The 26,777-nt window shown below is 68.7% G+C and carries 24 protein-coding genes; 14 read left to right on the plus strand and 10 right to left on the minus strand.

The window, feature by feature from the left end; all coding sequences use genetic code 11:
• Positions 1-7 precede the first annotated feature (7 nt).
• The 5 genes from ACIHA7_RS21885 to mftR form a co-directional block, all read right to left on the minus strand.
• On the minus strand, positions 8-643 hold the full coding sequence (locus ACIHA7_RS21885) for a SpoIIE family protein phosphatase (protein ID WP_397292503.1): 636 nt from the start codon (positions 641-643) through the stop codon (positions 8-10).
• Positions 636-1,061 carry an ATP-binding protein gene (locus tag ACIHA7_RS21890; RefSeq protein WP_397292506.1) on the minus strand — a complete coding sequence of 142 codons (426 nt, stop codon included), beginning with the start codon at positions 1,059-1,061 and terminating at the stop codon, positions 636-638. Before ACIHA7_RS21890 ends, ACIHA7_RS21885 begins: the two co-directional genes overlap by 8 nt.
• Positions 1,039-1,428 (minus strand): STAS domain-containing protein, encoded by a 390-nt coding sequence (locus ACIHA7_RS21895; RefSeq protein WP_107660644.1) that lies wholly within the window; start codon positions 1,426-1,428, stop codon positions 1,039-1,041. The genes ACIHA7_RS21890 and ACIHA7_RS21895 overlap by 23 nt, the downstream gene beginning before the upstream one ends.
• 14 nt (positions 1,429-1,442) lie before the next feature.
• Positions 1,443-2,345, minus strand: coding sequence for an STAS domain-containing protein (locus ACIHA7_RS21900; protein ID WP_107657743.1), 903 nt, complete (start codon positions 2,343-2,345; stop codon positions 1,443-1,445).
• A 127-nt stretch (positions 2,346-2,472) separates the two neighbouring features.
• Positions 2,473-3,066, minus strand: coding sequence for a mycofactocin system transcriptional regulator (gene mftR / locus ACIHA7_RS21905; RefSeq protein WP_107657742.1), 594 nt, complete (start codon positions 3,064-3,066; stop codon positions 2,473-2,475).
• A gap of 40 nt (positions 3,067-3,106) precedes the next feature.
• Here mftR and mftE point away from each other — a divergent pair, with 40 nt between their 5' ends.
• Positions 3,107-3,841 carry a mycofactocin biosynthesis peptidyl-dipeptidase MftE gene (gene mftE / locus ACIHA7_RS21910; RefSeq protein ID WP_397292510.1) on the plus strand — a complete coding sequence of 245 codons (735 nt, stop codon included), beginning with the start codon at positions 3,107-3,109 and terminating at the stop codon, positions 3,839-3,841.
• Positions 3,838-5,154, plus strand: a complete 1,317-nt coding sequence (gene mftD / locus ACIHA7_RS21915; RefSeq protein WP_397292514.1) for a pre-mycofactocin synthase MftD — start codon at positions 3,838-3,840, stop codon at positions 5,152-5,154. The genes mftE and mftD overlap by 4 nt, the downstream gene beginning before the upstream one ends.
• A gap of 4 nt (positions 5,155-5,158) precedes the next feature.
• Here mftD and ACIHA7_RS21920 read toward each other — a convergent pair whose 3' ends face one another.
• Positions 5,159-5,629 carry a MarR family winged helix-turn-helix transcriptional regulator gene (locus tag ACIHA7_RS21920; protein WP_135231849.1) on the minus strand — a complete coding sequence of 157 codons (471 nt, stop codon included), beginning with the start codon at positions 5,627-5,629 and terminating at the stop codon, positions 5,159-5,161.
• A 273-nt stretch (positions 5,630-5,902) separates the two neighbouring features.
• Between ACIHA7_RS21920 and ACIHA7_RS21925 the strand changes: the two genes are divergently transcribed.
• Complete coding sequence (locus ACIHA7_RS21925) at positions 5,903-7,579, plus strand: fumarate hydratase (protein WP_397292517.1); 1,677 nt, start codon at positions 5,903-5,905, stop codon at positions 7,577-7,579.
• Positions 7,580-7,613: 34 nt separating this feature from the next.
• On the opposite strand, the gene ACIHA7_RS21930 is transcribed toward ACIHA7_RS21925, so the two are convergent.
• Positions 7,614-8,726: an alkane 1-monooxygenase gene (locus ACIHA7_RS21930; RefSeq protein WP_397292521.1), complete on the minus strand. Its 1,113-nt coding sequence runs from the start codon at positions 8,724-8,726 to the stop codon at positions 7,614-7,616.
• A gap of 401 nt (positions 8,727-9,127) precedes the next feature.
• On the opposite strand from ACIHA7_RS21930, the gene ACIHA7_RS21935 reads away from it, so the two are divergent.
• The 11 genes from ACIHA7_RS21935 to ACIHA7_RS21985 all read left to right on the plus strand — a co-directional run bounded on the left by ACIHA7_RS21935 (position 9,128) and on the right by ACIHA7_RS21985 (position 19,150).
• The gene (locus ACIHA7_RS21935) at positions 9,128-10,432 is read left to right on the plus strand and encodes a diguanylate cyclase domain-containing protein (RefSeq protein WP_397292524.1); all 1,305 of its coding nucleotides are present in this window, start codon (positions 9,128-9,130) and stop codon (positions 10,430-10,432) included.
• A 516-nt stretch (positions 10,433-10,948) separates the two neighbouring features.
• Positions 10,949-11,416 (plus strand): hypothetical protein, encoded by a 468-nt coding sequence (locus ACIHA7_RS21940; protein WP_397292526.1) that lies wholly within the window; start codon positions 10,949-10,951, stop codon positions 11,414-11,416.
• Between the two features lie 464 nt (positions 11,417-11,880).
• The gene (locus ACIHA7_RS21945) at positions 11,881-12,141 is read left to right on the plus strand and encodes a hypothetical protein (RefSeq protein WP_397292530.1); all 261 of its coding nucleotides are present in this window, start codon (positions 11,881-11,883) and stop codon (positions 12,139-12,141) included.
• Positions 12,138-12,461, plus strand: coding sequence for a hypothetical protein (locus ACIHA7_RS21950; RefSeq protein ID WP_397292533.1), 324 nt, complete (start codon positions 12,138-12,140; stop codon positions 12,459-12,461). Before ACIHA7_RS21945 ends, ACIHA7_RS21950 begins: the two co-directional genes overlap by 4 nt.
• Before the next feature lie 52 nt (positions 12,462-12,513).
• Positions 12,514-13,044: a M15 family metallopeptidase gene (locus tag ACIHA7_RS21955; RefSeq protein WP_397292536.1), complete on the plus strand. Its 531-nt coding sequence runs from the start codon at positions 12,514-12,516 to the stop codon at positions 13,042-13,044.
• Positions 13,045-13,095: 51 nt separating this feature from the next.
• Entirely contained in the window at positions 13,096-13,746 is a 651-nt protein-coding gene (locus tag ACIHA7_RS21960) for a TetR/AcrR family transcriptional regulator (protein ID WP_397292540.1), read from the plus strand.
• A 52-nt stretch (positions 13,747-13,798) separates the two neighbouring features.
• Positions 13,799-15,397 (plus strand): FAD-dependent oxidoreductase, encoded by a 1,599-nt coding sequence (locus tag ACIHA7_RS21965; RefSeq protein ID WP_397292543.1) that lies wholly within the window; start codon positions 13,799-13,801, stop codon positions 15,395-15,397.
• Positions 15,398-15,522: 125 nt separating this feature from the next.
• A complete protein-coding gene (locus ACIHA7_RS21970) occupies positions 15,523-16,539 on the plus strand; it encodes an alpha/beta hydrolase (protein WP_397292547.1) in 1,017 nt (338 codons plus the stop codon).
• Between the two features lie 295 nt (positions 16,540-16,834).
• Complete coding sequence (locus ACIHA7_RS21975) at positions 16,835-18,100, plus strand: serine hydrolase domain-containing protein (protein ID WP_397292549.1); 1,266 nt, start codon at positions 16,835-16,837, stop codon at positions 18,098-18,100.
• Positions 18,101-18,195: 95 nt separating this feature from the next.
• A complete protein-coding gene (locus tag ACIHA7_RS21980; RefSeq protein ID WP_397292551.1) occupies positions 18,196-18,672 on the plus strand; it encodes a DUF1772 domain-containing protein in 477 nt (158 codons plus the stop codon).
• 70 nt (positions 18,673-18,742) lie between these two features.
• Positions 18,743-19,150 (plus strand): PPOX class F420-dependent oxidoreductase, encoded by a 408-nt coding sequence (locus ACIHA7_RS21985; protein WP_397293121.1) that lies wholly within the window; start codon positions 18,743-18,745, stop codon positions 19,148-19,150.
• Here the strand turns inward: ACIHA7_RS21985 and ACIHA7_RS21990 are convergent.
• The 3 genes from ACIHA7_RS21990 to ACIHA7_RS22000 are packed head-to-tail and all read right to left on the minus strand — an operon-like array spanning position 19,147 to position 26,696.
• A complete protein-coding gene (locus ACIHA7_RS21990; RefSeq protein ID WP_397292553.1) occupies positions 19,147-23,331 on the minus strand; it encodes a TIGR02680 family protein in 4,185 nt (1,394 codons plus the stop codon). The two genes, ACIHA7_RS21985 and ACIHA7_RS21990, sit on opposite strands and share 4 nt — an antisense overlap.
• Positions 23,332-23,335: 4 nt before the next feature.
• Positions 23,336-24,760: a TIGR02678 family protein gene (locus ACIHA7_RS21995; protein ID WP_397293122.1), complete on the minus strand. Its 1,425-nt coding sequence runs from the start codon at positions 24,758-24,760 to the stop codon at positions 23,336-23,338.
• 40 nt (positions 24,761-24,800) lie between these two features.
• The gene (locus tag ACIHA7_RS22000; protein ID WP_397292557.1) at positions 24,801-26,696 is read right to left on the minus strand and encodes a TIGR02677 family protein; all 1,896 of its coding nucleotides are present in this window, start codon (positions 26,694-26,696) and stop codon (positions 24,801-24,803) included.
• Positions 26,697-26,777 lie beyond the last annotated feature (81 nt).

Consider the following 26,777-nt stretch of genomic DNA (forward strand, 5'->3'; position numbering starts at 1 on the left):
CGGCCCCTCATGACGGCAGGCCTTGCGCCGAACCACGGTGGCGGGCGGCGAGCACCAGCGCATCGTCGGTGTCCTTGGCGTGCTTGGCCAGGATGTCGGAGGTGATCTCCGCGGTGGACTTCGAGAGATCGATCGCGTCGGCGGATTCGCTGACGATGCCGTCGGTGGACATCAGCAGCAGGTCGCCGGGGCGCACATGAATGGTCTGCGGTTGCAGATTCTGCGGCAGTCGATAGCCGACGATCCCCGCGGTGAGCAAGATGTTCGCGCGACTGGTGAGCCCCGCGGGAGTCACTGTCAGCACCCGGGATTCGACGTTGCCGACGCCGAGCCAGCGCACCGTGTCGCCGGGGTCGAACAGGGCGAGCGAGACCGCGGCACCCCGGGTGTCGGCCATGGCGCGATGACACAGCACCATCAGCACGTCCAGCGGTTCGGCGCGGTTCTCGGAGAGCACCTGCGCGGCCCGGTCGGCGGCGTCGGCCGCGGGGGCACCGTGCCCGAGCCCGTCCAGCACGGCGAAAAGGACGGTGCCGCCGCCGGTGTCGAGGATGAGGCCGCGGTCACCGGAGACGCGTTGGCCGGGTAGCGCGCGACCGGCCACCGCCCACTCGATTCGGCCGATGAACCCGTCGTCATGCACCGTTGGGTACCCACTTCCACATCTCCACCAACGTGCCCTTGCCGGGTGCCGAGTCGACGATGAGCCGGTCCATCAGCCTGCGCGCGCCGGGCAGACCCAGCCCGAGTCCGCGCCCGGTCGAATAGCCGTCCTCGAGCGCGCGGGGGATGTCGTGGATGCCGGGCCCCTGGTCCTCGGCCTGCACCACCAGTGCCTGCCGACCCTCCCGATCGTCGACCAGCAGCCGAATCTCGCCGCTGCCTGCGTAACTGGTGATGTTGCGTGCGATTTCGGAGATCGCCGTGGAGATCATGGTGCGGTCTGTCAGTGTGAATCCGAGCTTCGCTGCGAGTTCGCGGCCGGCCTGACGTGCGATCACGATGTCGCCCGACACTCTGACCGCGATCACCAGGTTCTCAGCGGCCACTGTCACGACCATCTCGCTGGCGTGGGCTGGCCGTCTTCTTGTTGAGCCAAGCGAGGCCCTCTTCGAGGTCGAGGGCGGTGTGCATGTCCTCGAACGTGAGCCCGAGTTGCACCATGGCGAAGGCGACTTCCGGTTGCAGCCCGACGATCACCGTTTCGGCGCCGCGCAGCTGCGTCATGTGCGCGATGGTACGCAACGATCTCGCCGCGAAGGAATCCATGATGTCGATCGCGGTGACGTCGACGATGATGCCGTGTGCTCGATACTTGCTGACCTGTTTCATCAGGTCGTCTTGTAGACGTTCGGTGTCGGCGTCGGTCAGCGCGGACTGCACCGACGCGATGAGGTAGGTGCCCTGTTTGAGAATCGGTACCGGCATCTGCCCGCCCCGATCTAGCGGCCGTCGCGTTCGGTGACCCGCTCGGCGACTCGGGAAACCTCGTAGCCCAGCAGACGTTCCGCTTCCTCGATGCCACCCTGGAGGTCGCCGACCGCGTTCATCTTCGACAGGTCTAGGCCGATGGTGACCAGCGTCAGCGCGATCTCCGAGGAGAGGCCGGTGATGATCACGTTCGCGCCCATCAGACCGGACGCGTCGACGGTCTGCACCAGGTGGTTGGCCACGGTGGAGTCGATCTGCGGGACACCGGTGATGTCGATGACGACGACCTTGGCGCGGTTGGCCCGGATCGCGCGCAGCAGCTGCTCGGTGAGCTGGCGGGCGCGCTGGCTGTCCAGCACGCCGATGATCGGCAGGATGAGCAGCTGTTCACGCACCTGGAGAACAGGGGTGGACAGCTCGCGGATCGCCTCCTGCTGCTGGCGGATGACGCGCTCGCGTTCCTGCACGAACGAGACGCCCACGGTGTTGGCGATACGGTTGGCGGCCGGTTCGTAGGCGTCGAGCACCGCGTTGAGCAGCTGGAAGTCGGCCTGGTACTTCTCGAACAGCGAGCGGGCGAGCACGTCGCGCAGGAGCAGGACGATGCCGAGGACCTCGTCGGTCTCGACTCCTCTCGGAATGATGCGCTCGGACAGGTCGCGAGCGTAGGCCTGCAGCGCCTCGACGCTACCGGTCTCGAGCACCTCGACGTAGTTGTCGTAGACGGAGGTCGCCTCGGAGAAGATCTCCTCCGGCGTCATCGCGGTCAGGAGCTGGGCGTCGGTGATCCGCCGAGCCCACTCTTCGCGCAGGGCGGTGCGATTCTGACGCAGATGCTCGACCAACTGCGGAAGCAGATTGTCGACCGGTCCGCTCAGCGAATCCGCCGAAAGGCTCATGGACACCTCGGACATGAAAACTCCTGCCCCTTTCGACGGTTTGAGTCGGGATGATCGTGCGGTTCGGCCGTGCGACCGACACCGAGCCTAGTCATACCCCAACCCTGTTGCGGATGAAACCTGCCGGTTGTTCGCGTGCGATTCACGGTGGCGGGGCGAAACCGCGCTCCAACCCGCTCAACGCGGCCTCCAGGTAAACGGTGAGGTCCGCGTCGGCGCGGGCCAGCCAGGCATCGAATGCGGCGCGGGCGGCGGCCAGGGTGGTGCGCCCGACCGCAAGCGGGATCAGGGCGTTGTCCGGTTCGCCGAGCCTGCGCGCGGCGAAGTCACTGACCGCGCGTTCCCAGGCGTCGTAGTGCGCGCCCGCGGTGGCGGCCAAGGCGGGGTTGGTGGCGACCAGCTGCATGCGGGTGCGTAGCTCGGGCACGTCCTCGGCCCGATACCGATTGGCGTTCACGACAACTCGGCGTACCGCGGTCATCATCGGAACATCGTCGGGCACCGCGGCGAACGCGGTGCGCAGAGCGGCGACTTCGTCATCGAACTGGTACCAGAGCACCTCCGCCTTGGTCGGGAAGTAGCGGAAGAAGGTGCGGCCGCTGATCCCCGCCGCGGCGGCGATCTGCTCGACGGTGGTGTCGTCGAAGCCCTGCTCGGTGAACAGCCGCATGGCGATCAGTTCGAGCTCGCGTTTGGTGGTGCCGCGCGGGCGACCGCGGGTGGTCCTTGCTGTCACGGGTATTGATTATGTCAGTGGCTGACGATAATCTCCGGAGATGTTCGAAAGTGTCGCGCACCACAGTTACGCGACGGCCGATCTCACCTCGCCGGAGGCGGGGGAGCGGGCCGCCGCGGGCGCGATTCTCGCCGTCGCGGTCGGCGCGACCGAACAGCACGGCCCGCACCTGCCGCTGTCCACCGACACCGACATCGCCGCGGCACTCTGTGCCCGCCTCGCCGCGCTGCGCCCGGATGTGCTTGTCGCGCCGGCGATCCCGTACGGTGCGAGCGGCGAGCACGCGGGTTTCCCCGGCACCCTGTCCGTCGGGCAGGCCGCACTGGAACTGCTCGTCGTCGAGCTGTGCCGTTCGGCGACGGACACTTTCGACCGCATCCTGCTGGTCAACTGGCACGGTGGCAACCTGGAGCCATTGCGGCGCGCGGAGGCCCTGTTGCGCAGCGAATCCCGTGACGTGCGCGTGTATCTGCCGCGCTACCAGGGCGATCTGCACGCGGGACGCTCGGAAACCGCTGTGCAACTGGCACTCACGCCCGACCGGGTACGCCTGGACCGCGCCGAACCGGGCGACCCGCGCCCGCTCACCGAGCTGATGCCGCTGCTGCGCGACGCCGGTGTCCGCGCGGTCAGCGCCAACGGCGTGCTCGGCGACCCGACCGGCGCGACCGCCGACGAGGGCGCCACCCTGCTCGACCACCTGACCACCGACCTGCTCGACCGAACCCGGCTGTGGTGGCCGGTAGCTGCCCTGGAAAGGACCGTCCGACCATGAACCCGTGGTTCGAAACCGTTGCCGAAGCGCAGCGGCGTGCGAAGAAGAGACTGCCGAAATCGGTGTACGGCGCGCTGATCGCCGGATCCGAGCGCGGCCAGACCATCGAGGACAACCAGCAGGCGTTCACCGAACTCGGCTTCGCGCCGCACGTCGCGGGCCCGATCGGTACCCGCGACCAGTCGACGACCGTGCTCGGCCAACAGCTTTCGATGCCCGTCATGATCTCGCCGACCGGTGTGCAGGCGGTGCATCCCGACGGTGAGGTGGCCGTCGCCCGCGCGGCGGCGGCCCGCGGCATCGCGATGGGGCTCAGCTCCTTCGCCAGCAAGCCGATCGAAGAGGTGACCGCGGCCAACCCGGCGACCTTCTTCCAGATGTACTGGTGCGGCAGCAAAGACGAGATCCTGCAGCGGATGGACCGGGCGAAGACGGCAGGCGCGGTGGGGCTGATCCTGACGCTGGACTGGTCGTTCTCGCACGGCCGGGACTGGGGCAGCCCGGTGATCCCGGAGAAGCTCGACCTGCGCACCATGCTGAAGTTCGCGCCGCAGACGCTGGCCAGGCCGCGCTGGCTCGCCACCTATGCGAAGGCCGGGCACATTCCGGATCTCACCGCGCCGAACATGGCGCTCGGCGACGGGCCTGCGCCGGGGTTCTTCGGCGCCTACGGCGAGTGGATGGGCACGCCGCCGCCGGACTGGGCTGACGTGCAATGGATTTGCGAGCAGTGGGCCGGCCCGGTGATGCTGAAGGGCGTCATCCGGGTCGACGACGCGCTGCGCGCGGTCGACGCGGGCGTCGCCGCGATCTCGGTGTCCAACCACGGCGGCAACAACCTCGACGGCACCCCCGCCGCCATCCGGGCGCTGCCCGCGGTGGCCGACGCGGTGGGTTCGCAGATCGAGGTGGTGCTCGACGGCGGCATCCGGCGCGGCAGCGATGTGGTGAAGGCGGTGGCGCTCGGCGCTCGCGCGGTGATGATCGGGCGCGGGTACCTGTGGGGCCTGGCCGCCAATGGTCAAGCGGGCGTGGAGAACGTCCTGGACATCCTGCGCGGCGGGATCGACTCGGCGCTGCTCGGTCTGCGCAAAACCAGTGTGGCCGAATTGGATCGCGGGGACCTGGTGGTGCCAAACGGGTTCGAGCGCGCGCTGGGCGTGCCGGTGCCCGTCGTGGTCGACAGGGCGGACGTGGCTGACGGGACAGGCGTAGCCAAGAAGGCAGAGACGCCCGGCGAGGCAGGCGTGGCCGATGCCGCCGCGATCTCGGAATCGGCGGCGCAACGGGAGGCCGCCCCGACCTCCGCCTGAGTGGTCAGTTGTCGTTCGCCGGCTGTCGATGATGCGCGAGCAGCGTGTCGTAGATGTCGGCGAGGGCGGCCAGTTGCTGCCGGTCGAGCACGTCGATCATGTGTTTGCGCACGCTGACCACGTGCGCGGGCGCCGCGCCGGTCAGCACCTCCGCACCGCGCGGGGTGAGCCGGGCCGCGGTGCGGCGCGCGTCGTCGGGGATCGGCTCGCGGACCACCAGCCCGCGCTTCTCCATCCGGGTGATCTGATGCGACAGCCTGCTCTGCGACCATTCCAGCTGCGCGGCCAGGTCGGCGAAGGTGCAGCGGTGGTCCGGGGACTTGCTCAGGAAGGCGAGCACCGAGTATTCGACGTAGGTGAGGTTCGACTCCCGCGTCGAGTCCCGCCCGACCGCCGCGGCGATGAGGTCGCGGGTGCGCACGAAGCCCACCCAGGCGCGCATTTCGACGTCATCGAGCCAATGGGGATCGGTCACGATAGCGCTCCAAACTCTGGCGTGTCATACATTGTCGCGCGTCGTTGTGCGTCGCGCGACGGTTGTTGCGGCGAACGGACGCTTGGACGTCCGATCGTTTTGTGTGAGACGACAGGTAGCACCCCCGGGGTTGAACGTGCAACCTTTTGTGGCAACTGCTAGAGATAAGCCTTGCCTAAGCATCATGTGACGTTGCGGGGTGGATACGCTCGCTGTGCCTGTGACCAGCCCGGCTGAGCAACAGCCAAGGCCCAGCCCGAAGGAGTGCGTCCCGTGACCGCGCCGGACTTCCGTTATTCAGACCTGTTGCCGATCGGCGCCGACGACACCTCGTACCGGTTGCTCACCACCGAGGGCGTCAGCACCTTCGAGGTCAACGGCCGGACCTTCCTGCAGGTGGAGCCGGAGGCGCTGCGCCTGCTGACCGCCGAGGCGATGCACGACATCAGTCACTACCTGCGCCCGACGCACCTGGCCCAGCTGCGCAAGATCATCGACGACCCCGAGTCCAGCGGCAACGACCGCTTCGTCGCGCTGGACCTGCTCAAGAACGTGAACATCTCCGCGGGCGGCATCCTGCCGATGTGCCAGGACACCGGCACCGCGATCGTCATGGGCAAGAAGTCCGAGGGCGTGCTCACCGGCGCCGACGACGCCGAATGGATCAGCCGCGGCGTGTTCGACGCCTACACCAAGCTGAACCTGCGCTACTCCCAGCTCGCCCCGATCACCATGTGGGACGAGAAGAACACCGGCACCAACCTGCCCGCGCAGATCGAGTTGTATTCCACGCCAGGCGATCCCGCGCATCCGGTGTACAAATTCCTGTTCATGGCCAAGGGCGGCGGGTCGGCGAACAAGTCGTTCCTGTACCAGGAGACCAAGGCCGTGCTGAACCCAACGCGCATGCTGGAGTTCCTGGACGAGAAGATCCGCTCGCTCGGCACCGCGGCCTGCCCGCCGTACCACCTGGCTGTCGTGATCGGCGGTACCAGCGCCGAATTCGCCCTGAAGACAGCCAAATACGCCTCGGCGCACTACCTGGACAACCTGCCCACCGAGGGATCGCTTGCCGCGCACGGCTTCCGGGACCTGGAGCTGGAGGAAGAGGTGTTCAAGCTCACCCAATCCTTCGGCATCGGCGCGCAGTTCGGCGGTAAGTACTTCTGCCACGACGTGCGCGTCGTCCGGTTGCCCAGGCACGGCGCCAGCTGCCCGGTGGCCATCGCGGTGTCCTGCTCGGCCGACCGGCAGGCGCTGGCCAAGATCACCCCGGAGGGCGTGTTCCTCGAGCAGCTCGAGCGGGAGCCCGCACACTACCTGCCGGAGCAGACCGACTCGATCCTCGGCGGCGATGTGGTGCGGATCGACCTGAACCGGCCGATGTCGGAGATCCGCGCCGAGTTGTCGAAATATCCGGTGAAGACCCGGCTTTCGCTGACCGGTCCGCTGGTGGTCGCCCGCGACATCGCGCACGCCAAGATCAAGGAGCGGCTCGACGCGGGGGAGCCGATGCCGGAGTACCTGCGCGAGATGGCCGTCTACTACGCGGGCCCGGCGAAGACTCCCGAGGGTTACGCATCCGGCTCGTTCGGGCCGACCACCGCGGGCCGGATGGACTCCTACGTCGACCAGTTCCAAGCCGCGGGCGGCTCTTTCGTGATGCTGGCCAAGGGCAACCGCTCCGCTCAGGTGACCAAGGCGTGCCACGAGCACGGCGGCTTCTACCTCGGCTCCATCGGCGGCCCGGCCGCCCGCCTCGCGCTGGACTGCATCAAGTCCGTCGAGGTGCTCGAATACCCCGAACTCGGGATGGAAGCCGTCTGGAAGATCGAGGTCGAAGACTTCCCCGCCTTCATCGTCGTCGACGACAAGGGCAACGACTTCTTCGCCGAAACCCAGAAGCCCATCGCCCTGCGCGTGCGCACGCGCTCGGCGGAACGGGTCTGACGAAGGCGGGCGGGCGAGGGAGTCCGCCCGCCGCTCAGCCTGGGGCGCGCCGGTAGGCGAGGGTGGCGCGCAGGCGTCCCTGCTTGGGCGGTTGGACGTTGGCGAGGGTGATGTCGCCGCCGTAGTGGGCAAGCACCCGATGGTCCATCACGAGCCGCCACAGCGGCGGGACGGCGGCGAGCAGGACCATCGTCGCGTAGCCCGCGGGCAGTTGTGGTGCGTGCGCCGAGCTGCGCAGTGTCTGGTACCGGCGTCCCGGATTGGCGTGGTGGTCGCTGTGCCGCTGCAGATGGAACAGGAAGATGTTGGTGACCAGCCGGTCGCTGTTCCAGCTGTCGCGCGGCGAGCACCTGGCGTACTTGCCGTCGCTGCGGCGGGCCCGCAACAAGCCGTAGTGCTCGACGTAGTTCACCGTCTCCAGCAGCCCGATGCCGATCACCGCCTGCAGCGCCAGCCACGGCAGGATCTGCCAGCCGAACAGCGCAACCAACGTGCCGAACAGCACCACGCTCATCGCCCACGCCTGCAGGATGTGATTGTCCACGTCCCACCAGCCCCGGTTCTTGCGGGTGAGCCGCTCCCGCTCGAGCTGGATCGCCGACCGGAAACCGCCGCGCACACTGCGCGGCAGGAACTCCCACAGCGACTCACCGAGCCGGGCGCTGGCCGGATCCTCGGGCGTGGCGACCCGCACGTGATGACCGCGGTTGTGCTCGACGAAGAAATGCCCGTAACCCGACTGGGCGAGTGCGATCTTCGCCAGCCAGCGCTCCAGGTGCTCGACCCGGTGCCCGAGCTCGTGCGCGGCGTTGATGCCGATGCCGCTGACGAAGCCGAGCGTCGCGGCCAGGCCGAGCTTGTCGACGATCGTGAGTTCCTCGCCCGCCCACAGATAACAGGCGATGCCGAGCCCGAACAGCTGGATCGGCAGGAACAAGTAGGTGCACCAGCGGTAATACCGGTCGCCGGAGAGCAATTCGTAGTCCTCGTCGCGCGGGTTCGCGCCGTCCTCGCCGACGACCCAGTCCAGCACCGGGATCGCGATCAGCACGATCACCGGGCCGATCCACCAGAACACGGGCGCGCCGGTGTGCAGCACGAGCTGCGAGGGCAGTAAGGCACACGAGGGAGCGATCAGGCCGAGCATCCACAGTGGGCGCTTACGGTCCTGACCTCGGGGTTGTCGGCGGCTGATCGTCCTGCTTCTTTCAGTGAGATTCCGGCGAGGGGCAACCGTAATCTGTTGTGGCTGCTCAGTATCCACTGCGCGATTGTTGCTTGTGATAGCAGAGTCGCCTGAACCCTGGTTCTCGTTACCAATGTGGAGCGAATGTGTTCCCAATCGTGACAAGCGGGGTGACCGAGTACACAGTCCACGCTGGTCCGCGCAGCGGTCGCCGGCTTGCAGCACGAATCGGTAACTCTCGAACCGCACCGACCTGATCCTTTGGCCAACACTGGGAATACTTCCGTGCGAACGGATTCCGCGCGTGCTAGACGTGTCACTGTCGAGCGGGTTAGCGACGGCCGAACTATCAAGGGGTCGTGGTGGAACAGATCGAACGAAACACACTGGCGCACGGATGGTGGCACGCGCTGTCCACGGTGACCCGCATGCCGGTGCCGCCGCATGAGACGTTGCGCTTGCTGGCCGGCCTGGTCGGGGAGTTGGTTGCTGGGCTGCACGCCGATCCGTTCGATGCCAGCGTCGCCGCGGACGCGGGCGCCGCGCTGGTGGCCGCCGGTGTGCTCGGCTCGGAGGTGCCGGTCGCCTCCGCGAAGGTGTTGTACCGATTGGGCGAGCAGCACCCGGACTGTGGCTATCGGCTCTCCGCGCTGCTCGCGGCGTTCGGCCAGGGTTATGGCGCGGAGCTGCATCGGCAGTTCTTCCTCGAACGGCAATCGGTCGAACAGGCTCGAGAGGAAGCCCGCCGCGCGGCCGACGACAGGTTTCGGGTCGTCTTCGACAACGCGGCGGTCGCGATCGCGATCGTGGGCACCGACTTCACCCTGCTGGACGCCAACCGAGGCCTCACCGACATGCTCGGCGTGCCGGTCGACGAACTCCGCGGCGCGTCCGTCTACGACTTCGCGCACCCCGAGGACCGGGACTACATCCGCACCCTGGTCTACGAGGAGCTGGTGCCGCACGAAAAGGGCACGGTGAAACTGGAACAACGGCTCGTACGCGCCGACGGCAGCTACGGGTGGGCCGCGTTCGCCATCACCTTCGTCAAGGGCGTCGGCAGGCAGGACGACTACCTGCTCGCGGTGGGGGAGGACGTGACCGAGCAGCACCGGCTGCGCGACGAGCTACATCGGCAGGCCCGCCATGATCTGCTCACCGGGCTGCCGAACCGGCGGCATCTGCTCGAACGGGTGGAGGCGATGATCGCCACCGCAGACATCGAGGATCGGGTCGGGTTGTGCTTCATCGACATCGACGGATTCAAGGACGTCAACGATCGCTACGGGCACGGGACCGGCGACCAGGTGCTTGCCGCGGTGGCGTCGCGGCTGCAGGAGAGCGTGCTCGACTACCGGTGCCCGGTCGCGCGCATCGGCGGCGACGAGTTCGTCGCGGTCATTCCGCCGCCCGCCGACCATTCCGGGGTGACCGCCGTGGCGACCAGTCTGCAATCGGCCCTCGTCGACCCGTTCTCCATCGGCGCGCTGCGGCTGCGGATGTCGGCCAGTATCGGTGCGGTGCTGACCGCGGTGGTCGGCACGCAGGCCGAGGCATTGCTCGACGCCGCGGATACCGCGCTTTATCGGGCCAAGGCGGACGGGAAGGATCGCTGGGTGCTGCACACCCTCGAATCGCAGGTGGCGTCGCCTGTTGTGCGGCGATAGTGTCCGCCGCGCGGCACCATTTCCGGTAGCCATTCTTTCTCGGGCAATAAACGCGTTCGGCACCGCGCCCTCCGCGTCGCGCCAGGCTGACCGATACGCAAATCGCGCGCAGCGGAATGTGTTCGGTGTACACCGTCGAGAAGCGCCTCGAACACTTCGCGCGAAACTGTTCGTCGGCTCGAGTAGCAAAGTCGGCCGGGTGGCGGCTCGCGACGCAGCCAACCGATGACCGGTGCCGTTTGCCGGAACGCGTCGTGGAAATCGTTTCGGCGGTACGCGATCCCGCCCGAGATTTCGCGGCATACGGCCTGGAATGGGGCCCTGTTTCGCGACGCCGACGCTGAGCAGGCGGCGTGAGCTGGGCGTTTGATTTTCGGTGAGGCTTTTGTGCGGACATCCCGATGTCACCCCGATCGCCGGGGTGACCTGGCCGTTTCGCGAGGCACCCTTAGCGATGTACATCGTTGGTTCAGGGTGCCGTTTGATCTCAGCTGCCATTGAAGGTCGAGGAGGACAATGAGTACGTCCAGGGTCATCACGACAACACTGCGTCTCTCACAATCCGCTAGCCGCAGGCTGGCCGCACGCGCCGCACGCGAGGGTACTACTTCTACCGCATTGCTAGATCGCCTCATCCGGGAGGGGGTCGATCAGCTCGACCATCCCGGCATTGTTTTCCGCGGACCGATGAACGATCGCCGCGCCGCGTTGGTCGCGGGCCCCGATGTCTGGGAAGTCGTTGCCCGCCTACAGGAATTGGACGGTCCGGTAGAGCGGCGCATCGCAGTGTTGAGCGCGAAGTCGAGCCTGCATACCGGCAAGATCAAAATCGCCATTGCCTACGCCCGCGATCACGGTAGCGAAATCATCGAGCGAATCGGGCGGAATCGTGAAGCGGTGGAGGCGATTCGCCACCCCGGGGCCGCGCGGATGCCCGTCGCCGAACGGGACCATCTCACACTGGTCACTCCATTGCGCGAGTGATTCGGCCGAATTGTCCGGTGCGCTAGTCGAATTGTCCGTTGTAGTGGCTGTTCACATCCCTGGGGAGCGAATGTGTACACCGCCGCGACCTGTGCACAACCCGCCCGGTCCGCGGGCGACCACCCGCTGCCTCAGCCCGGGTGCCGTCCGCGGCCTGATCGGGGCCGGCGGCTCCAGTTGGGCGGCAAGCGGATTCGCGACAACGCCCCAACTGTCACGAATCGGACTGGTAGCAACCGCCCGCACACTGTGATCCACAGCACTGGGATAGATTGTGGACAACCCGCATTCCTTGTGGATGAAGCATTTGCCACCCAACGGTTTTCAGGTAAGCATGGGCGATGCCCATCGACTATGACTACTCGTCAACCGACCCATCCCGCCGCTCGACGGCTTCGAGCAGGGCGACGGCCCCGCCGCTTTCTCTCTCGGCCAGCAGTATGGCTAGTGGTATGGTGAGAAGTATGGCGACGCGGAAGATCACCCTCACGGTCGACGAAGCTGTCCTTGCCGATCTCCAGCAGGGCGCCGCCGAAGCCGGGATGCAGCTGTCGCCGTATTTCGCGCGCTGTGCGCACCGGTGGATGCTCTATCAAGACGCGATTCGCTCGGCGGCTCGCGATCGCAGCCTCGGCAGATATGACGTCGCGGTAGCCGAAGCCGAGCTCGCCGACCAACGCGCGGCCGAAGTCGACGCCGAGACGCGTCGCGGTCCGCGCGCATGAGGCGGGGCGAGGTCTATCAGTTCGAGCGTGACCGGCCTTCGCGGGAAGACGATCCACGCACGCCTTACCGCGTTATCGTCTCGGCGGACTACCGGCTGCCCGACGAGCGGGTCCGGGTGCTGACCGCTCCCGTGGAACGTCTGGATCCGCAATCGATGGTCGCGGTTCAGCTCGGTAGCGCCGACCCGATCGTGGGGTGGGTCAGGGTCGACCTGATCTCGAGCACCTATCGGCCATGGCTATCCGGGCCGCACGGTGAGCTGAGTGCGGAGACCATGGAGAGTGTGTCGTCCAAGCTGCGTATCGAGCTGGACCTCTGAGCGTGGCCGGCGACCGAGGCGGTCGTCGGCGCGGCCCGTTACCATCGCCGGCATGGTGTTGCGGAGTGGTGTGCGGAAACGACTAGGGCTCGGGCTGCCGGTGGCGGTGTTGCCCGCGCTGGTCGCGACGGGGTTGCTGGCGCCGCAGGCGGGGGCGGAGGAGCGGGTGCCTGCCGACCAGCGGGAGGCGATGGGGTCGGCGGCGGGGACCGAGGGGTTGGAACCCGGTCTCGCGGTGGCTTACACGCTGGCGCAGAACGAGGCGCACGCGCAAGGTGTGCCGTTGTCGATCACCTCCGGTTACCGCACCCCCGATGAGCAGCAGCAGCTGTGGGACGACGGCTTGGCGACCTACGGCGGACCCGACGCGGCCCGCCGCTGGGTGCTGCCACCCGAGGAGTCGACCCACGTCTCGGGCCACGCGGTCGACGTCGGCCCCCTCGTCGGGGCACAGTGGTTGGAAGCCAACGGGAACCGCTGGGGCCTGTGCCGCATGTACGACAACGAATGGTGGCATTTCGAACGGGCCACCGCCCCCGGCGGCGCTTGCCCGCCGATGCGCCCGGACGCCAGCACCCGTTAGTCGCCGAGGCGGGTTGCGGCTCAGCCGTCCGCGGGCTGTCAAACTGCGGGGATGAACGATTCGGTGCGGCGCCGTGGGCGCCCGGCCCGGCTGTCGCGGGATGCGATCCTGCTGGTTGCGGAGGAGATCGTCGACTCCGGTGGGATCGACGCGCTGACCATGCGCGCGGTCGCGCAGCGACTGTCGAGTTCTCCGATGGCCATCTACCGCCATGTCCGGGACAAGGACGAATTGCTGCTGCTGTTGCTTGACCGCGTGGCGGCCACGCTGAAACGGCCCGAGCTGCCCGACGATCCGCGACAGCGACTGGTGGTGCTGTGGCGGTTCCTGCACGACGAGTTGGCGGCGCACCCCTGGGTGGTCGGGGTGCTGGCGAGCGGCAACCTGGTCGGCCGATCGATTCTGTGGCTGCTCGAGGAGCTGTTGCAGGCGTTCGTCGCCTGCGGGCTCACCGCCGAGCAGGCGGGCGCCGCGTATCGGGCGGTGTGGCAATACACCGTCGGCGTGTTGACCATCCGAATAGCGATGACGCGCACCGGTTCCGATCCGGATCGCACTAGTTTTCAGGTCGCGATGATCGAAGCCGCGGATCCGGGGGAGACGCCGGCGGTCGCCGCACTCGCCACCGCGTGGCCCCATGCGTGGGACAACTACGACTTCGGGCTCAACGCACTGCTCGACGGACTGCTTCCGCGCTCTTGACAGGCCTTCCGCTTTTTTGTGTACTAATAAACAAAATAGCGAGGAGGTTGTCATGATCGACGCCGATGTTGTCGTGATCGGCTCGGGTGCAGCGGGTTTGGCGGCCGCGCTGGCCGCTGCCGACGGCGGCGCCGAGGTGGTGGTACTCGAGGCGTCGCCGCGCTGGGGTGGGTCGACCGCGGTCTCCGGCGGGCAGGTGTGGGCCCCGGCGAACCATCGGATGCGCGAGGCCGACTCCGTCGAGGAGGCGCTCACCTACTGCCGTGCCGCGGCACCCGGACGCGACGACGCTATGGTGGAGACGTTCGTGCGGACAGTGCCCGAGGTAGTGCGCTTCTTGGAGGAGCACTCGCCGATCCGCTTCGCCCCGGCGCCGGCCTATCCGGACACCTTCGCCGAGCTGCCCGGCGGCAAGACCGCGCGGCACCTCGAGGTCGGTCCGATGACCCTGGGTGACCTGGGTGATCTGGACGAACTGGTCTGGCCGGCACCGTTTTTCGCACCGGTGCTGACCAATCAGGAAGTGCTGGAGCATCATCTGTTCGCCGGTGGCGCACCGCCGATGGAGCTGATCGCCGAACGCATGGCCGCCGGGACGGTGACGCTCGGTGCCGGGCTGGTGGTCGGGCTGCTGCACGGTTGCCGAAAGGCGGGCGTGCGCCTGATCCGGGAGTGCCGGGCAACGGAACTGACGCGCGACGAGCAGGGGCGGGTCGATGGCGTGCGCGTCGACCACGCGGACAGTGTGGTTCGCGCACGCTGCGGGGTCGTGCTCGCCAGCGGCGGCTTCGAGCACGATCCGGCGCTGCGGTCACAGCTGTTGTCCGGGCCGCTCACCCACCCGGTGACGCCGCCGATCCAGCACGGCGACGCGCTGCGAATGGCCGGACGGGTCGGCGCCGCACTGGCCTACACCGGCGAGTACTGGTCCTGGCCTGCCTGTCAGGCGCCGGACCGGAGCTGGCCCGACCCCGCCGCCACACCGCAGCCGCAGCTCACGCTGCCGGAACGGTCACTGCCCCATGTGTTGTGGGTGAACCCGGCGGGTCGCCGATTCGTCAACGAGGCCGGCCACAACTGTGCGAGCGCCTTCGCCGAACTCGATCCCAACACCCATCGGCCACGCAACCTACCCGCCTGGGCCATCGGCGACGCGCGATTCCGCGCCAAATACTCGGTCGCGGGCATCCCCGCGGGTGCGCCCGCGCCGGATTGGCTGATCCGCGCCGACAGTCTCGCCGAACTCGCCGAGCGCATCGCCATCGACCCGGTGGCCTTGTCGCACACCGTCACCCGATTCAACGCGATGGCCGAGGCCGGGCGCGACGACGACTTCCAGCGGGGCCGCACCCGATACGAGCACGCGTTCGGCGACCCGACCGCGACCCATCCGAACCTCGGACCGGTAAGCGAGCCACCGTTTTTCGCCGTTCCGGTCTACCCCGGCGCGGTCGGCACCAAGGGCGGCCCGCGCACCGACGACCACGCCCGCGTCCTCGACTGGTCCGACCGCCCGATCCCGGGTCTCTACGCCGCGGGCAATGCGGCGGCGGCAGTGTTCGGCCCCGGCACGATCGCGGGCGGGCTGACCATCGCCTGCGCGCTCACTTGGGGCTGGATCGCGGGACGCGACCTGTCGACGCTGCGCTGACCGGCCTGGCGTACCCCATTGTGTCGTAGGCCACTGCCGAGTACTCTCTGCAATTCGAGACTGAATGGTTTCACTATCGGATAAGCAGGTCCGGCAACGGTGCCGGACGGATGAGGGAGCCCTCGATGATGAGGTATGCCGCTCGGATGCGCTCAGGGGCCGCGGTTTTGGCGGCGGCGATCGCGGTGTTCGCCGCGGTGGCGGCGCCGGCCGCGACCGCGGAGGTGCCCGAGCCGGGAACCACCGCGCAGAGTGTGTTCAACAAGCCCGGCCCTCACCCGGTCGCGACACCGGTGCGCACGAATCCGTGTCAGGAATCGGTCTGGGGGATGGTCGAACACATCGTCGTGCACATGCTCGGCAACCGCGACGACATGACCTGCACCCAGGCCTTTCCCAACGGCTTGGACTCGCCGATCGGGGTGAACACCTACTACCCGGCCGATATCGCCGACCTCCCCGCGGCACCGCTGCTGGTGTTCACCTCGGGATTCGGCGCGAACCCGGGAATGTACGACGCACTCGCCCGGCAGTGGGCGAGCCACGGCTTCGTGGTGGTGATCCCCTATGAGTTCTTCAACTCGCTGGCGTACGTGCCTGCCCTCGGCGTCGCCACCGCCGTGGTCGCCGACCGGGACCCGAACTCGCCGCTGTACAACCGAATCGATCTGAGCCGCACGCTCTTCGGTGGTCATTCCGGCGGTGGGCAGGCGGCGCTGCAAGCCGGAACGGTGTTCCCGGGTATCGCGTCGATGATCGATCCGGTGCTGCGGGTGCGCGGCGTGCTCGCCATCGAACCTGGCCCGCTCGCGGTGGGCGCGCTGGTCTCGGTGCCGACGCTGTTCCTCACCGGTTACAACGATTTCGTCGTGCCGGACTTCGCCTGGGTGCGCTGGTGGCAGTACAACCTGTCCTACCAAGCGCCCGCGTGGATCGCCAATGCCCGTGGGGTGAGCCACTTCTCGCCGGTCGACGGACTGGACAGCTACCTGCACACGGGCACCGCGCTGGCGTGGCTGCGGTATCAGGCGTTCGGTGACGAGGTCGCGAAGGCGTATTTCGTCGGCCCCGACTGGCGGCTGCCCGCCGACAAGACCTTCTTCAGCGTGGAACGCAATGCGCTCGCCGATGCGCTGAACTAGCGCCGACGCACGAAGCCTGCGTCACTGAATCAGCCAGGAACAGAACAGAAATGGGTCGTGTATGAATTTCCGTCGAGCGTGGGCGGGCGGGCTCAGTGTCACCGCTGTGGTGACCTTCGTATTGGCAGGGCCCAGCGCTGTAGCGGAGCCCAGCGCTGTAGCGGAGCCCAGCGCTGTAGCGGAACCCAGCGCTGCGGCGGAACCCAGCGCTGCGGCGGAACCCAGCGCTGCGGCACAGCCCGGCGTTACGGTAGCTCCCGGTACCGCGTGCGCCGAACCACTCGCAGGCCAACCGGTGCAACGCGTCGACCCGGCCGCCGCCGGACTCGACCCTACCGCGCTGACCGACGCGTTGAACTTCGGTTCGGCCAAGGGCGCGTACGCGATTCAGGTGTACCGGCACGGCTGCCTGGTCGGCGACCGCACCGGCACCGGTAATCTGCCGATGCCGCTGGCCAGCTCGTCCAAGGGCGTCACCTCGGTCGCGGTGGGCCGTGCGATCACCTTGGGCTACTTCGGCCTCGATGATCCACTCGGCAAGTTCTTCCCGCAGGCCGACGCCGCGCATGCCGCGCTCACCGTGCGGCAGGTGCTGAATCAAACGACCGGCTTGCGCTTTTCCTGGGCCGCCGATGTCGCGGGTATCGCCACCGACGAGGTGCTGCAAACCCTGCACACCCCACCCGCCTTCGAGCCGGGCACCACTTTCCAGTACGCCCAGGCCGTGCTGGCCCTGTTGCCGAAGATCGTGGAGCTCACCACCGGCACGGATTTCCAGGACTTCGTCCAGCGAGAGCTCATGCAGCCGTTGGGCATTGATCGCGATCAGTGGGTGTGGCTGCGCGACCGCAGCGGCAACACGGCCGTCAACGGCGGTCTCGCGATGCGTGCCGACGATCTGGCCAGGCTCGGTCTGCTCCTGCTGCACGAAGGCCGCTGGGGCGGAACACAACTGATCGATCCGGACTACATCCGGCAGGCCCGTCAGCCCACCGAGGCCAACGGCGGCTACGGATTCCTGTTCTGGCTCAACGCCGGTGACTCCTACAAAACCGCCACGGTGCCCACCGCCAAAGTGTTCGACCATCCGATGTTCCGCGGCGCACCCCGCGACCTGTACGCGTTCGTCGGCGCACTCGGCCAGTTCAACGTGGTGATCCCGAGCCGCGACATGGTGATCGTCCGGCTGGGCGTGCCAGGCGGTATCGACACCGGCAATGTGCAGACTTCCCTCGCCGCCGAGTCGAATCCGGACAACAAGGAGTTCCTGCGCCGGGTGGTCGCCGCCGTCACCGACGTGCCCGCCGAGCCGGTGGACGACCCGTACCGCTACGGCGACACCTTCGGCCCCATCATCGGCGGCCTGGACGACGTCGCCTTCTGGGTCGACCCGGTGCACACCGCCCAGATCCTGTTCGGTGTCGGCCCGTACGCCCCGTCGCACTGCAATGTGCTGTGGTGCAACGGAAAACCGCTGCCGCAGGACATCTTCGCAAGCATGCTCGACGCCACCGGCCAGATCGTCGCCGCCCTGCTCGGCCTCGGCCACGGCCCGCGGTAGCGATCTGAAATCTAGCAACGCTAGACAAGCTAGTAGTGGAATGTTACCTTTGCTCCAACTTCTAGCGCTGCTAGATTTTGGAGAGGGAAGCCGAAATGCTGATCGTCACCGGCCAGGTCATTGCCGCCGTCGCCGTTCTCGCCAATGCCGTCGTCTACGGCACCGACGTCTGCGGGGCGGTGATCACCCGGTCGGTCTACCGCAAGCTCGATGACGTGACCGTGACCATGAGTGCGGGGTGGGGTCACTACTACGGCGATAAGCGCATGCCGGTGGTGGGTGGGGGCGGCGTGGTCGCCGCGGTGCTCACGCTGCTGATCGCGCTGGTGGCCGGGCGGACCGGCGCCACTGTCGCGGCGGGGATCACGGTGGCGGCGCTGCTGATCTGGCTCGCCCTGTACGTCCGCATCGCCAAGCCGATCAACTCCCAGCAGACCGCCGCTGCACAGAGCGGCATCATTCCGCCGAATGCCCGTGCGCTGCAGGACAAGTGGGACAGCCTGCTGAAGTACCGCGTCCCCCTGCAGTTCATCGCCGTCGCCGGACTGTGCGCCGCACTCGTTCTGTTCTGATCCCAGCGCACTCCGCCGTCTTTCCGGCTCATCGCCGGGCACACCCGACATCGAATCGAGGAGCAACGACCTGACCTTCACCAGTAATGAACAGCAGTTTTTGGCCGAGGCAGGCATCGGCAGGCTGGCCACCGTGTCACCCGACGGCGTGGTGCAGAACAACCCGACCAGCTACCGGGTGAACGCCGACGGCACGATCGACATCGGGGGCATGCGGATGCGGGCCAGTCGCAAGTTCCGCAATGTCGAGGCGGGCAGCCGGGTGTCGTTCGTCATCGACCAACAGGTTTCCCTGGACCCCTACGTAATTCGCGGCATCGAGGTCCGCGGCACGGCCCAGGCCCTCGACGACGCGGAGCCACCGTTCCCACCCCAGGAACGCGCGGTCATCCGCATCCACCCTGAACGGATCATCTCCTGGGGTATCGACGGCGGCTCCTTCGACTTCACCAGCCGAGTAGTCGGCCGAAGGGGCTAGCCGACGGTGGTCAGTTCGATCCCACCCTCGATCGTGGAGTGCACGCGGCGGCGGTTGGGGGAGCCGAGGGCGGCGGTGAGGTCGGTGCCGTCGTGTTCGGCGAGCAGGTCGCCGCTGTCCCACACGAGCAGGGTTGCGCTGACCGTGTTCTCGGCGGCGGCGTGCGCGAGGTCGTAGTGGGCGCAGCCGGGGACGTGCGGGTAGGTGATCCACAGGTCGTAGCCGGTCATGAACAGGTCGAGGTCGAATTGCACGCTGAGTCCGAGCAATTCGCTGCGGCCGTTGTCGTCGACACCGGCGAAGGCCTCGTCCAGCGCCAGCAGGCGCGGGGCCTGCGGGTCGGCCGAGTCGAGCATGACGTGGGCGGCGGCGAACAGCGGCAGGTGCAGTGAGACGGACTGCTCACCACCGGAGAGTGCGCTGTGCCTGGCCACGGTGAGCTTGTCCTCGCTGCCGTCGGCGGAGATGAGGGTGAACGAGAAGACCCGCCAGGTGCGGTAATCCAGGGTGGCCGCCAGGATTTCGGGGTAGGAGCGCTCCGGATGCGCCGCCCGGGCCGCCCGGATCTCGGCGGCGAAATGCGCACGGATGGTGGCGAGTTCGTCCGCGCCGAGTACCGACGCGTCCCGGTCGAGCAGCTTGCACATGGCCCGTGCGGGCTCGGAGAGCGTGTCGGCCAGCACCCAGTGCACGCCGATGGTGTTGCCCGAGGACATCCGCCGCTGCTTCATCTCAGCGCCCATCCTGGCGATGAGATCGCGGGCGTCGCTGGTGCGTTCGTAGATCTGCTGGGCCAGCCCGGTCAGCAGCGCGTCCTCCAGGATGCGGCGCTCCGCGTCGGTGAGCAGCAGCTCTTGGTCTTTGCGCGCACTATCGATGCGGGCGGCGAAATCGGCGAGTGCCGACATGCCGTCGTCGTCCTGCACCTGCACCACGGTGAGCCCGTCCGCGGCGTCCCACTGCAGCCGGTAGTCGCGCCCGGACCCGGCCAGCGCGGCATCGAACTCCTGCAGCGCCGCGGTCACCGCGCTGCGGGTGGACTTGCGCGTCGCCTCGCTGGCGCGCACCGAAGCCGTTGCGGTGGTGAGGCTTTCGAACAGTTCGGCGACCTCGTCCGGCAACACCTGGGGTTCGGCCTCGGGCCCCGCCTGAGAAATCCGATACAGCAACTGTTCCGGTGTCGACCAGGCGGCCTCACTGCTCGGCCAGCGGCCCTCGGCGGTGGCGCCGAGCAGCCGGAGCAGGTCAGGGCGGGCATACGGGGCAAGGGCTTTCACGTCGGCGAGCACCTCGTTGAGCGCGGTGCCCAGTGATTCGTGCGCGGTCCGATAGGCGGCCTCCGCGTCACCGATCGCCTCGATCGCCTCGTTGGCGGCCTTGCGCGCGGCCTTCTGCTCGGCCTTGGTCGCCTCGATCTTCGCGCGGGCCCGCTCGAGTTCCTGGTCGATGTCGGCGGCGCCGGCACCGAGGGCCTCGCGCAGGGTTTCGAGTTTGCGCAGCTGCTCCTGGTAGCCGGACTTGGCCGCCTCGGCCTCCTCGGCGAACGCCTCGGCCAGATCCTTGGCCTCGTCGTGGCGGTCGCTGCCCTCGCGTTCGCGCTCGCGTTCCCGCTCGTGTTCGGTGCGCAGTCGCAGCAGCCCGGTGCCGGTGTTCTCGAAATGCCGGATGGCGGCGGCCAAGGCGTCGAGTTCGCGCGGATCGCGCGGGGTCCGGTGTTTCGTCGCGGCCGCGCGCAGCTTCTTCTCGACCGCGGTCGCCTCGGCGACGGCCTGATCGAGATCGCGCTCGGCCTGGGCGGCCGCCTCGGAGCGAGAACGCATCATGCCCGCCGTCTCGGAGACCGCGCGCAAGGCGGTGGCGACCGCCGTGGCCCGCGGCAACGCCTTGGCGGCGGCCGAGACCCGCGCCAGCTCGGCGTCGGCATCGGCTTCCTGATCCTGGGCGGCCCGCAGGGCTTCGTTCGCCGCCTCGAGCGCCGCGGCGAGCTCGGTGAGCCGCAGTTCCCGGCGGCGGGCCCGTGCGGTGGCGCCGATGAACTCGGCGTCGGCCTTGTGATGCCTGCCCACCTGGACGCCCTGCCGGAAGCCGCCTGCCGTGCTCACCGCGAGACCGCCGGTCGGATCACCCTTGCCCTCGTGCAGGGCGATGGAGGCGAGCACGTCGGCGACGGCTTGCCTCGGCACCGTCAGCTCGCTCGAATCCTCCTCGACGACAAGGACATCGGCGAGCGTGCGGCCCTTCGGGCGTTCCTTGACGGGCAGCGGGACGAGGAACTGATCGGAGTCGTACTTCGCGGGCGGCTCGGCGCAGATCCAGCCGTCGAGCAGGTCGGCGGCGTGCAGCGCGGCCTCGATGCCCGCGGCGGCCTGCGGCGCGACGTCGTCGGCGAAGCGAACCAGGCGCCACAGCGGAGCACCGGGCCGCTCGTCGGTGCTCCTGGCGCGCGCGGCGAAAGCCGGTGGCGCGTCATCGCTCTGGGCAGCAACCCGGTCTCGTTCGGCGGTCAATTCGGCGATCTGCTCGCGCGCGATCACCGCACGCCCGCGCGCCTCCTGTCGCTCGGTGCGGATCTCGTCGATCAGCGCCTCGGTGCGTTCGGCGAGCACCTCCGCGACCGTCGCCTCCTCCGAACCCGCTTGCGCCAGTGCGGTATCCAAGGCCTCGAACAGTCCGTTGCCGAGCGGGGCGTACACCTCGCGGTGCTCGTCCCACCACTTGCGCAGTGCCGCGGCGGCTTCGGTGCGGGCCAGCACCACCGCCGCCTCGGCGTGCGCGACCTCGGCGGCGGCCGCCTCGCTCAGTTCGCGTGCGCGCTCGGCGAGCCGCTCCGCCCTGGTGCGTTCGGCGGCCGCGGTCTCCATGACCCCGAGCGCCTGCCGGACCGCGCGCACGTCGGCGTCGCGTTCCTCGGCGTGGCCGCGCACGGTCGCGGTGAGCTGCTCGGCCCTGGCCGTCTCCGACAGCGCCGTCCAGTTGATCCCGGCTTCCTCGGCGGCGGAACGCAACTCGTCCTCGCCGCGGGCCAGCGCCGCGGCGGCGGTGCGTACGGCGGCGCGCGCCCGTTCGGCCTCCTGCGCCCGCTGGTCGAGGGTCTGGCGCGCCTTCAGCGCTTTGTCGCCGTGCACGCTCGCCGAGGTCTCCAGGCGGCGGACCGCGTCGGCGAGATCGTCGAGCTGCTGCTTGCCCTCGTACGCGCTGGAGCGTTGCAGGTTCTCCCGGTCGCCGAGCGCCTGCTCGTAGGCGCGGTCGGCATCCTCGGCGCGGGTCTCGGCGGTGGCGCGTTCGGCCTCGCGCCGCTCGCGCAGCGCGGTCGCGGCGAACAGCGCGGTGCTCGCGTGCGTGACCGCGTCGAGCCGGGTACGTAACTGGTCGACGTCCGTCTTGGCCTGCACCGCAAGGTATTTCCGGTAGACATCGACGAAGGCGCGGGTGGCGCTGTCGGCGTGCACCAGACCCTCCAGGGTGCGGCCGACCTCCTCCATGTCGCTGAACGAGCGAGCGGCGTCGAGGATCAACTGCTCGTCGAGCGGGCGCAGGCCGTCGGTGAGGGCCTGCGAAAGCCCGCGCGGGTCCAGGTTTTTCGCCAGCTGCGGGCGGCGCAGCGTGAGGATGAGGTTGATCAGCTGGTCGTAGCGCTGCGTGCCGAGCCCGAACATCCTGGCGTCGATGGCGTTGCGGTACTCGACCGGCCGATCGACGATGGCGTCGGTGCCGATCTGCTCGGCCAGCTGTTTGCGGGTGAACGGCCGGTCGTCGGGTCCGATCAGCGAGAAGTCGACGCCGACCCGGCCGTCGGCCACGAAGTACCAGCGGGTCACCTTGTCCGAGGAGCGGGTGGCGCGCATGCCGATGCCGACGGTCACCGCCTCCAGGTCGTCCCAGTCGCCACGCGCGAACTCCATCCACACATAGGAGTAGGCCGATTCCTGCTTGCGGTACAACAGGTTCGACTTCATCGTGCGCTCTTCACCGGCGAACGGGTTGAGCCTGCGCGGCTCGATCCGCCCGTCCAGCACGAACGGGAACAGCACCTCGAGCGCCTTGGTCTTGCCGGACCCGTTCGGGCCGCGCAGCACCAATCTGCCGTCGGCGAAGCAGAATTCCTGGTCGCGGTAGTCCCACAGGTTGACGATTCCGGCGCGGGTCGGGATGAACCGCACTCCGCCGTGAATGAGCGACATCGCCTCAGTTCCCTTCCGTGCCAGTGCTGTCGGACCCATAGGTGTCGGCCGCGGTGACGAACAGTTCCTCGGTGCGCTTGGTGCGCACGGTGACGACGGCGCCGCGATAACGCGCCAGGGCGGGCAACACCAGCAGCCCGTCCTCGACCGCCCGCACCAGGCGCAGCCGCTCCAGCAATGCCACCACCTCGGTGGTCAGGCCGGGCACATCGGCTTGCCACTGTGCGGCGAAGGTGGCGCCGTACCGATCGGCGAGCGCCTGCACGGTCTCGCGCACCCACGCCGCCTCGATCACCGGATACGTGGTCTCGACCGGATCTTCGGTCGCCTCGTCGGCGTCGAACGCCGAGTCCGACGGTGCCGAGAAGTCATCGAGCGCGCGCAGTTCGGCCAGCGGGGCGAAGACCGTCGACTCCGGGATCGCGCCGTCCAACTGCGCCGCGAGCGCGGCACCCGGATCCGGTGCGGCGGGCCGTTGTTCGAGCGGATTGTCCAGGTCGAGCACGCGGTCGGCGATCTCACCGGCCAGCAGCAGCCCCACCTGTGCCAGCGTTCCGGTGCTCGGGAATCGGATGTCCGAGAGCCGCCCGGAGACATCGATCAGCGCGACCCCCTCCGCGCGGCGTTCGGCCCGCAGCCCGGTGAAGAGCTCGACGTCGGCGACGATCCGATCCTGGCCGAGCACCGGGCGTTCCGCGGGCTCGAGGTCGTCGAGGTACACCACCGGCCGTTCGACCAGCGCCCGGCGCACCCGCCGCGCCAGGTCCGCGACGGTCGGCGCGTGCGCGGGACCGCTTGCGCCCGCGGCCTCTTCGGTGAGCAGCCCGCGCACGCTGTGCAGATGTTGCAGCGCGCGCGGCGGCCGGAACAGCGCGAACACCACCGGGCGGTCGATATCGTAGAGCGCCTCGCCCGCCTCCGGATCGCTGGCCCAGCCGCCGGCGTCACCGTCGGCGAGCGTGAGCGCGCCGCGATGGGTCAGCCAGCCGACCGCGTCCACGAAGGCGTCCCGGTCCGCCGCGCGATCGGTGGACAGCTCCAGTCCCGCCACCCGGCCCGCGTACGCGGCGACCTGATCGGCCAACTCCGACAGCGTGGTCTGGTCGCCGGCCCGGCCGAGCGCGGCGATGGCGAGCGCGAGGTAGGCGTAGCGGCGTCGATCGAAGAGGCGGTCGGCGGGCGTGCGCGCCGGCTTGCCCGCGTCCAGCCGGTCGATGATGGGGAACACCCGGGCGGTGGTCTCGGTGACCTCCAACCGGTAGCCGAACAGCTCGGCCAGGTCCTCCCGCAGTTCGGTGGCCCACCGGCGGATCAGCGGCAGCGCGATCCGATCGGGGTAGGTCCTGGTCACCAGGTGATTGGCGAGAATCACCCTGGCCGCACGCTGATAGTTGTCCAGCGCAAGGGAATCGATCTTGCGTCCGTGCATCATCCGCGCCACCCCGCGCCTCGCACTACCCGATGGTGTCTCATCGAGCCTCCTTGGCGCCGCGCGGCCGGGTCTTGGTGGTCTGGCGCACCTCGAGCCTGCGATTGTTCAGGTGCAGCAACCCGTGCGCGGTCCGCACCACGGTAGAACCGTCGTGCTCCGACACCGTCAGCGTGACCCCGCTGTCGGATCCGGTGGTCCCGGCGACCCGGCCGCTCACCGGCACCCACGCGGTGGACGCCGCGTCGAGCAGCCGCAACAGCACCTCGGTCTCGCGTTCGTCGAGCACCCGCTCGTGCACGTCGGCGGCGGCCAGCGACTTGGCCGCGTCGGCCCGCGCCCGTTGCGCGTCCAGCTGCGCCTCGCGCAACCGCCGAATACCCGCGTCGTTGCGGTGGATTCGCGCTGGTGCGCCGGCCGACGGTGGCCTGCCGGTCTCGGCCAGGGTGCGCGAGATCTCCAAAGGCGGCGCCTCCCACCAGGACCGCTGCGCCGGGATCAGATCGGCGTCCGGATGCTCCATCGCCAGGTGGCGCGGCCTGCCGAGGCCGAACACCGCGTCGAAGAGCGCGTGCGCGCTGTCCGCGTTCGGCGCGGCGGTGAACCAGCCCGCCAGATGCCGCAGCGCCGACTCCCGGCTCACCCCGCCCCGCCGCGTCTCGGTGACCCGGCGCAGCAGCGAGAGCACGGCGGCGATGGCGCTCATGGTCGCCTCGCGCAACCGTTCCGCCTCGGTGGTGCCCGCGTGCTCGCCGGAGCCGGACGCGACGAACCAGGTCCGCAGCCCGTCCCAGCGCGCGTGCCAATCGGCCTGCCGCTCCGCGACACTCAACAGCACCCGTTCGTCGCAGCCTGCGGCCCGCTCGATCAGCTCCTCGACACCGGTCTCCTCGATCTCGGCGATCGCACCCGCCAGCCGCGGGGTGAATCGGGCCAGGTCCAGGCTGAATTCGCGCATGTGCGCGAGCAGCGCGTCCTTGTGCGCCAGAAAGGATTCCGGGGTGATCTCGGTGGTCCGCACCAGGTCGCCGAGCGAGAGATAGAAGTGCGCGGCGCGGGCGGCCATATCGGTCAATGCGGCGTCGAGGCGGCGCAGCGTGCGGTAGACCCGCTCGGCGTCGCCCTCGCGATTGGCCGCGGCCAGGGTGTGCAGATCGGCGAGCAGCTCCGGCAGCACCAGCCGAGACAGCGACGCCTCGTCGAGCCGCGCGTTCAGCACGCCCGCGACCGCGCGATAGGCCTGGAAACCGGCCTGGGAGAACTGGTAGACGAAGTGCCGGTTGCGATACTCGGCCAGGGTGGCGGCGCGGGTGCCGTCGTAACTGCGTTCCAGCACACCCCACTGGTGGAGTTGATCGAGCAGCGGGCCGATCTCGGCGGCGGTGAGCCGGGGTGCGTTCGGGCGGGCGCCGCGTTCGGTGGACCAAGCGGCGGCACTCGCGGGACCATCGTCGGACTGCGCTGTGCCATCGGACTGCGCGGTGTTGTCGGACTGCGCTGTGTTGTCGGACCGCGCTGTGTTGTCGGACCGCGCTGTGTTGTCGGACTGCGCTGTGTTGTCGGACTGCGCTGTGTTGTCGGACTGCGCTGTGTTGTCGGACTGCGCTGTGTTGTCGGACTGCGCTGTGCCATCGGCCTGCGCCGTGTCGCCGAACCGACCGGCTGACTTGTCCTCTATATGTTGCTGGCTCTCGACGTCAGCCGCGGGTTCCGATGCGCGCAGGTCGGGGGTGCGCAGGTGGTGTCCGTTGCGTTCGATCCACTCCGCGACATCATCGGCGTGCAGCAGCACCACGTAGGCCGCGCGGGCGCTGTCGAAAGCGCGCAGCACCCACAGATAGTCGGCGCGGCGCTCGGCGGTGGCGAAGGAGAACAGCCGTAGCCGGTCGTCCCAGAGGACGGAGGCGATGGCTGAGCCGTCGACGGAGTCGGTCACCGGGAACAGGGTAGTAGCGGGCCGGTCGCCGACAACGCGAACGTACCCAGTTCGGCGTGGCCGTGTCCTGTTTGCCGGATG

This window comes from Nocardia sp. NPDC052316 (genome assembly GCF_044547795.1).
Classification (GTDB): domain Bacteria; phylum Actinomycetota; class Actinomycetes; order Mycobacteriales; family Mycobacteriaceae; genus Nocardia.

Coding starts and splice junctions, on each gene's coding strand:
- ACIHA7_RS21890 (WP_397292506.1), bottom strand. CDS start 1,061: ATGGTCGTGACAGTGGCCGCTGAGAACCTGGTGATCGCGGTCAGAGTG.
- ACIHA7_RS21955 (WP_397292536.1), top strand. CDS start 12,514: ATGGTGTTGCGGAGTGGTGTGCGGAAACGACTAGGGCTCGGGCTGCCG.
- ACIHA7_RS21970 (WP_397292547.1), top strand. CDS start 15,523: ATGATGAGGTATGCCGCTCGGATGCGCTCAGGGGCCGCGGTTTTGGCG.
- ACIHA7_RS21900 (WP_107657743.1), bottom strand. CDS start 2,345: ATGTCCGAGGTGTCCATGAGCCTTTCGGCGGATTCGCTGAGCGGACCG.
- ACIHA7_RS21995 (WP_397293122.1), bottom strand. CDS start 24,760: ATGCACGGACGCAAGATCGATTCCCTTGCGCTGGACAACTATCAGCGT.
- ACIHA7_RS21965 (WP_397292543.1), top strand. CDS start 13,799: ATGATCGACGCCGATGTTGTCGTGATCGGCTCGGGTGCAGCGGGTTTG.
- ACIHA7_RS21895 (WP_107660644.1), bottom strand. CDS start 1,428: ATGCCGGTACCGATTCTCAAACAGGGCACCTACCTCATCGCGTCGGTG.
- ACIHA7_RS21960 (WP_397292540.1), top strand. CDS start 13,096: ATGAACGATTCGGTGCGGCGCCGTGGGCGCCCGGCCCGGCTGTCGCGG.
- mftD (WP_397292514.1), top strand. CDS start 3,838: ATGAACCCGTGGTTCGAAACCGTTGCCGAAGCGCAGCGGCGTGCGAAG.
- ACIHA7_RS21945 (WP_397292530.1), top strand. CDS start 11,881: ATGGCGACGCGGAAGATCACCCTCACGGTCGACGAAGCTGTCCTTGCC.
- ACIHA7_RS21940 (WP_397292526.1), top strand. CDS start 10,949: ATGAGTACGTCCAGGGTCATCACGACAACACTGCGTCTCTCACAATCC.
- ACIHA7_RS21980 (WP_397292551.1), top strand. CDS start 18,196: ATGCTGATCGTCACCGGCCAGGTCATTGCCGCCGTCGCCGTTCTCGCC.
- ACIHA7_RS21950 (WP_397292533.1), top strand. CDS start 12,138: ATGAGGCGGGGCGAGGTCTATCAGTTCGAGCGTGACCGGCCTTCGCGG.
- ACIHA7_RS21930 (WP_397292521.1), bottom strand. CDS start 8,726: ATGCTCGGCCTGATCGCTCCCTCGTGTGCCTTACTGCCCTCGCAGCTC.
- mftE (WP_397292510.1), top strand. CDS start 3,107: ATGTTCGAAAGTGTCGCGCACCACAGTTACGCGACGGCCGATCTCACC.
- ACIHA7_RS21990 (WP_397292553.1), bottom strand. CDS start 23,331: ATGTCGCTCATTCACGGCGGAGTGCGGTTCATCCCGACCCGCGCCGGA.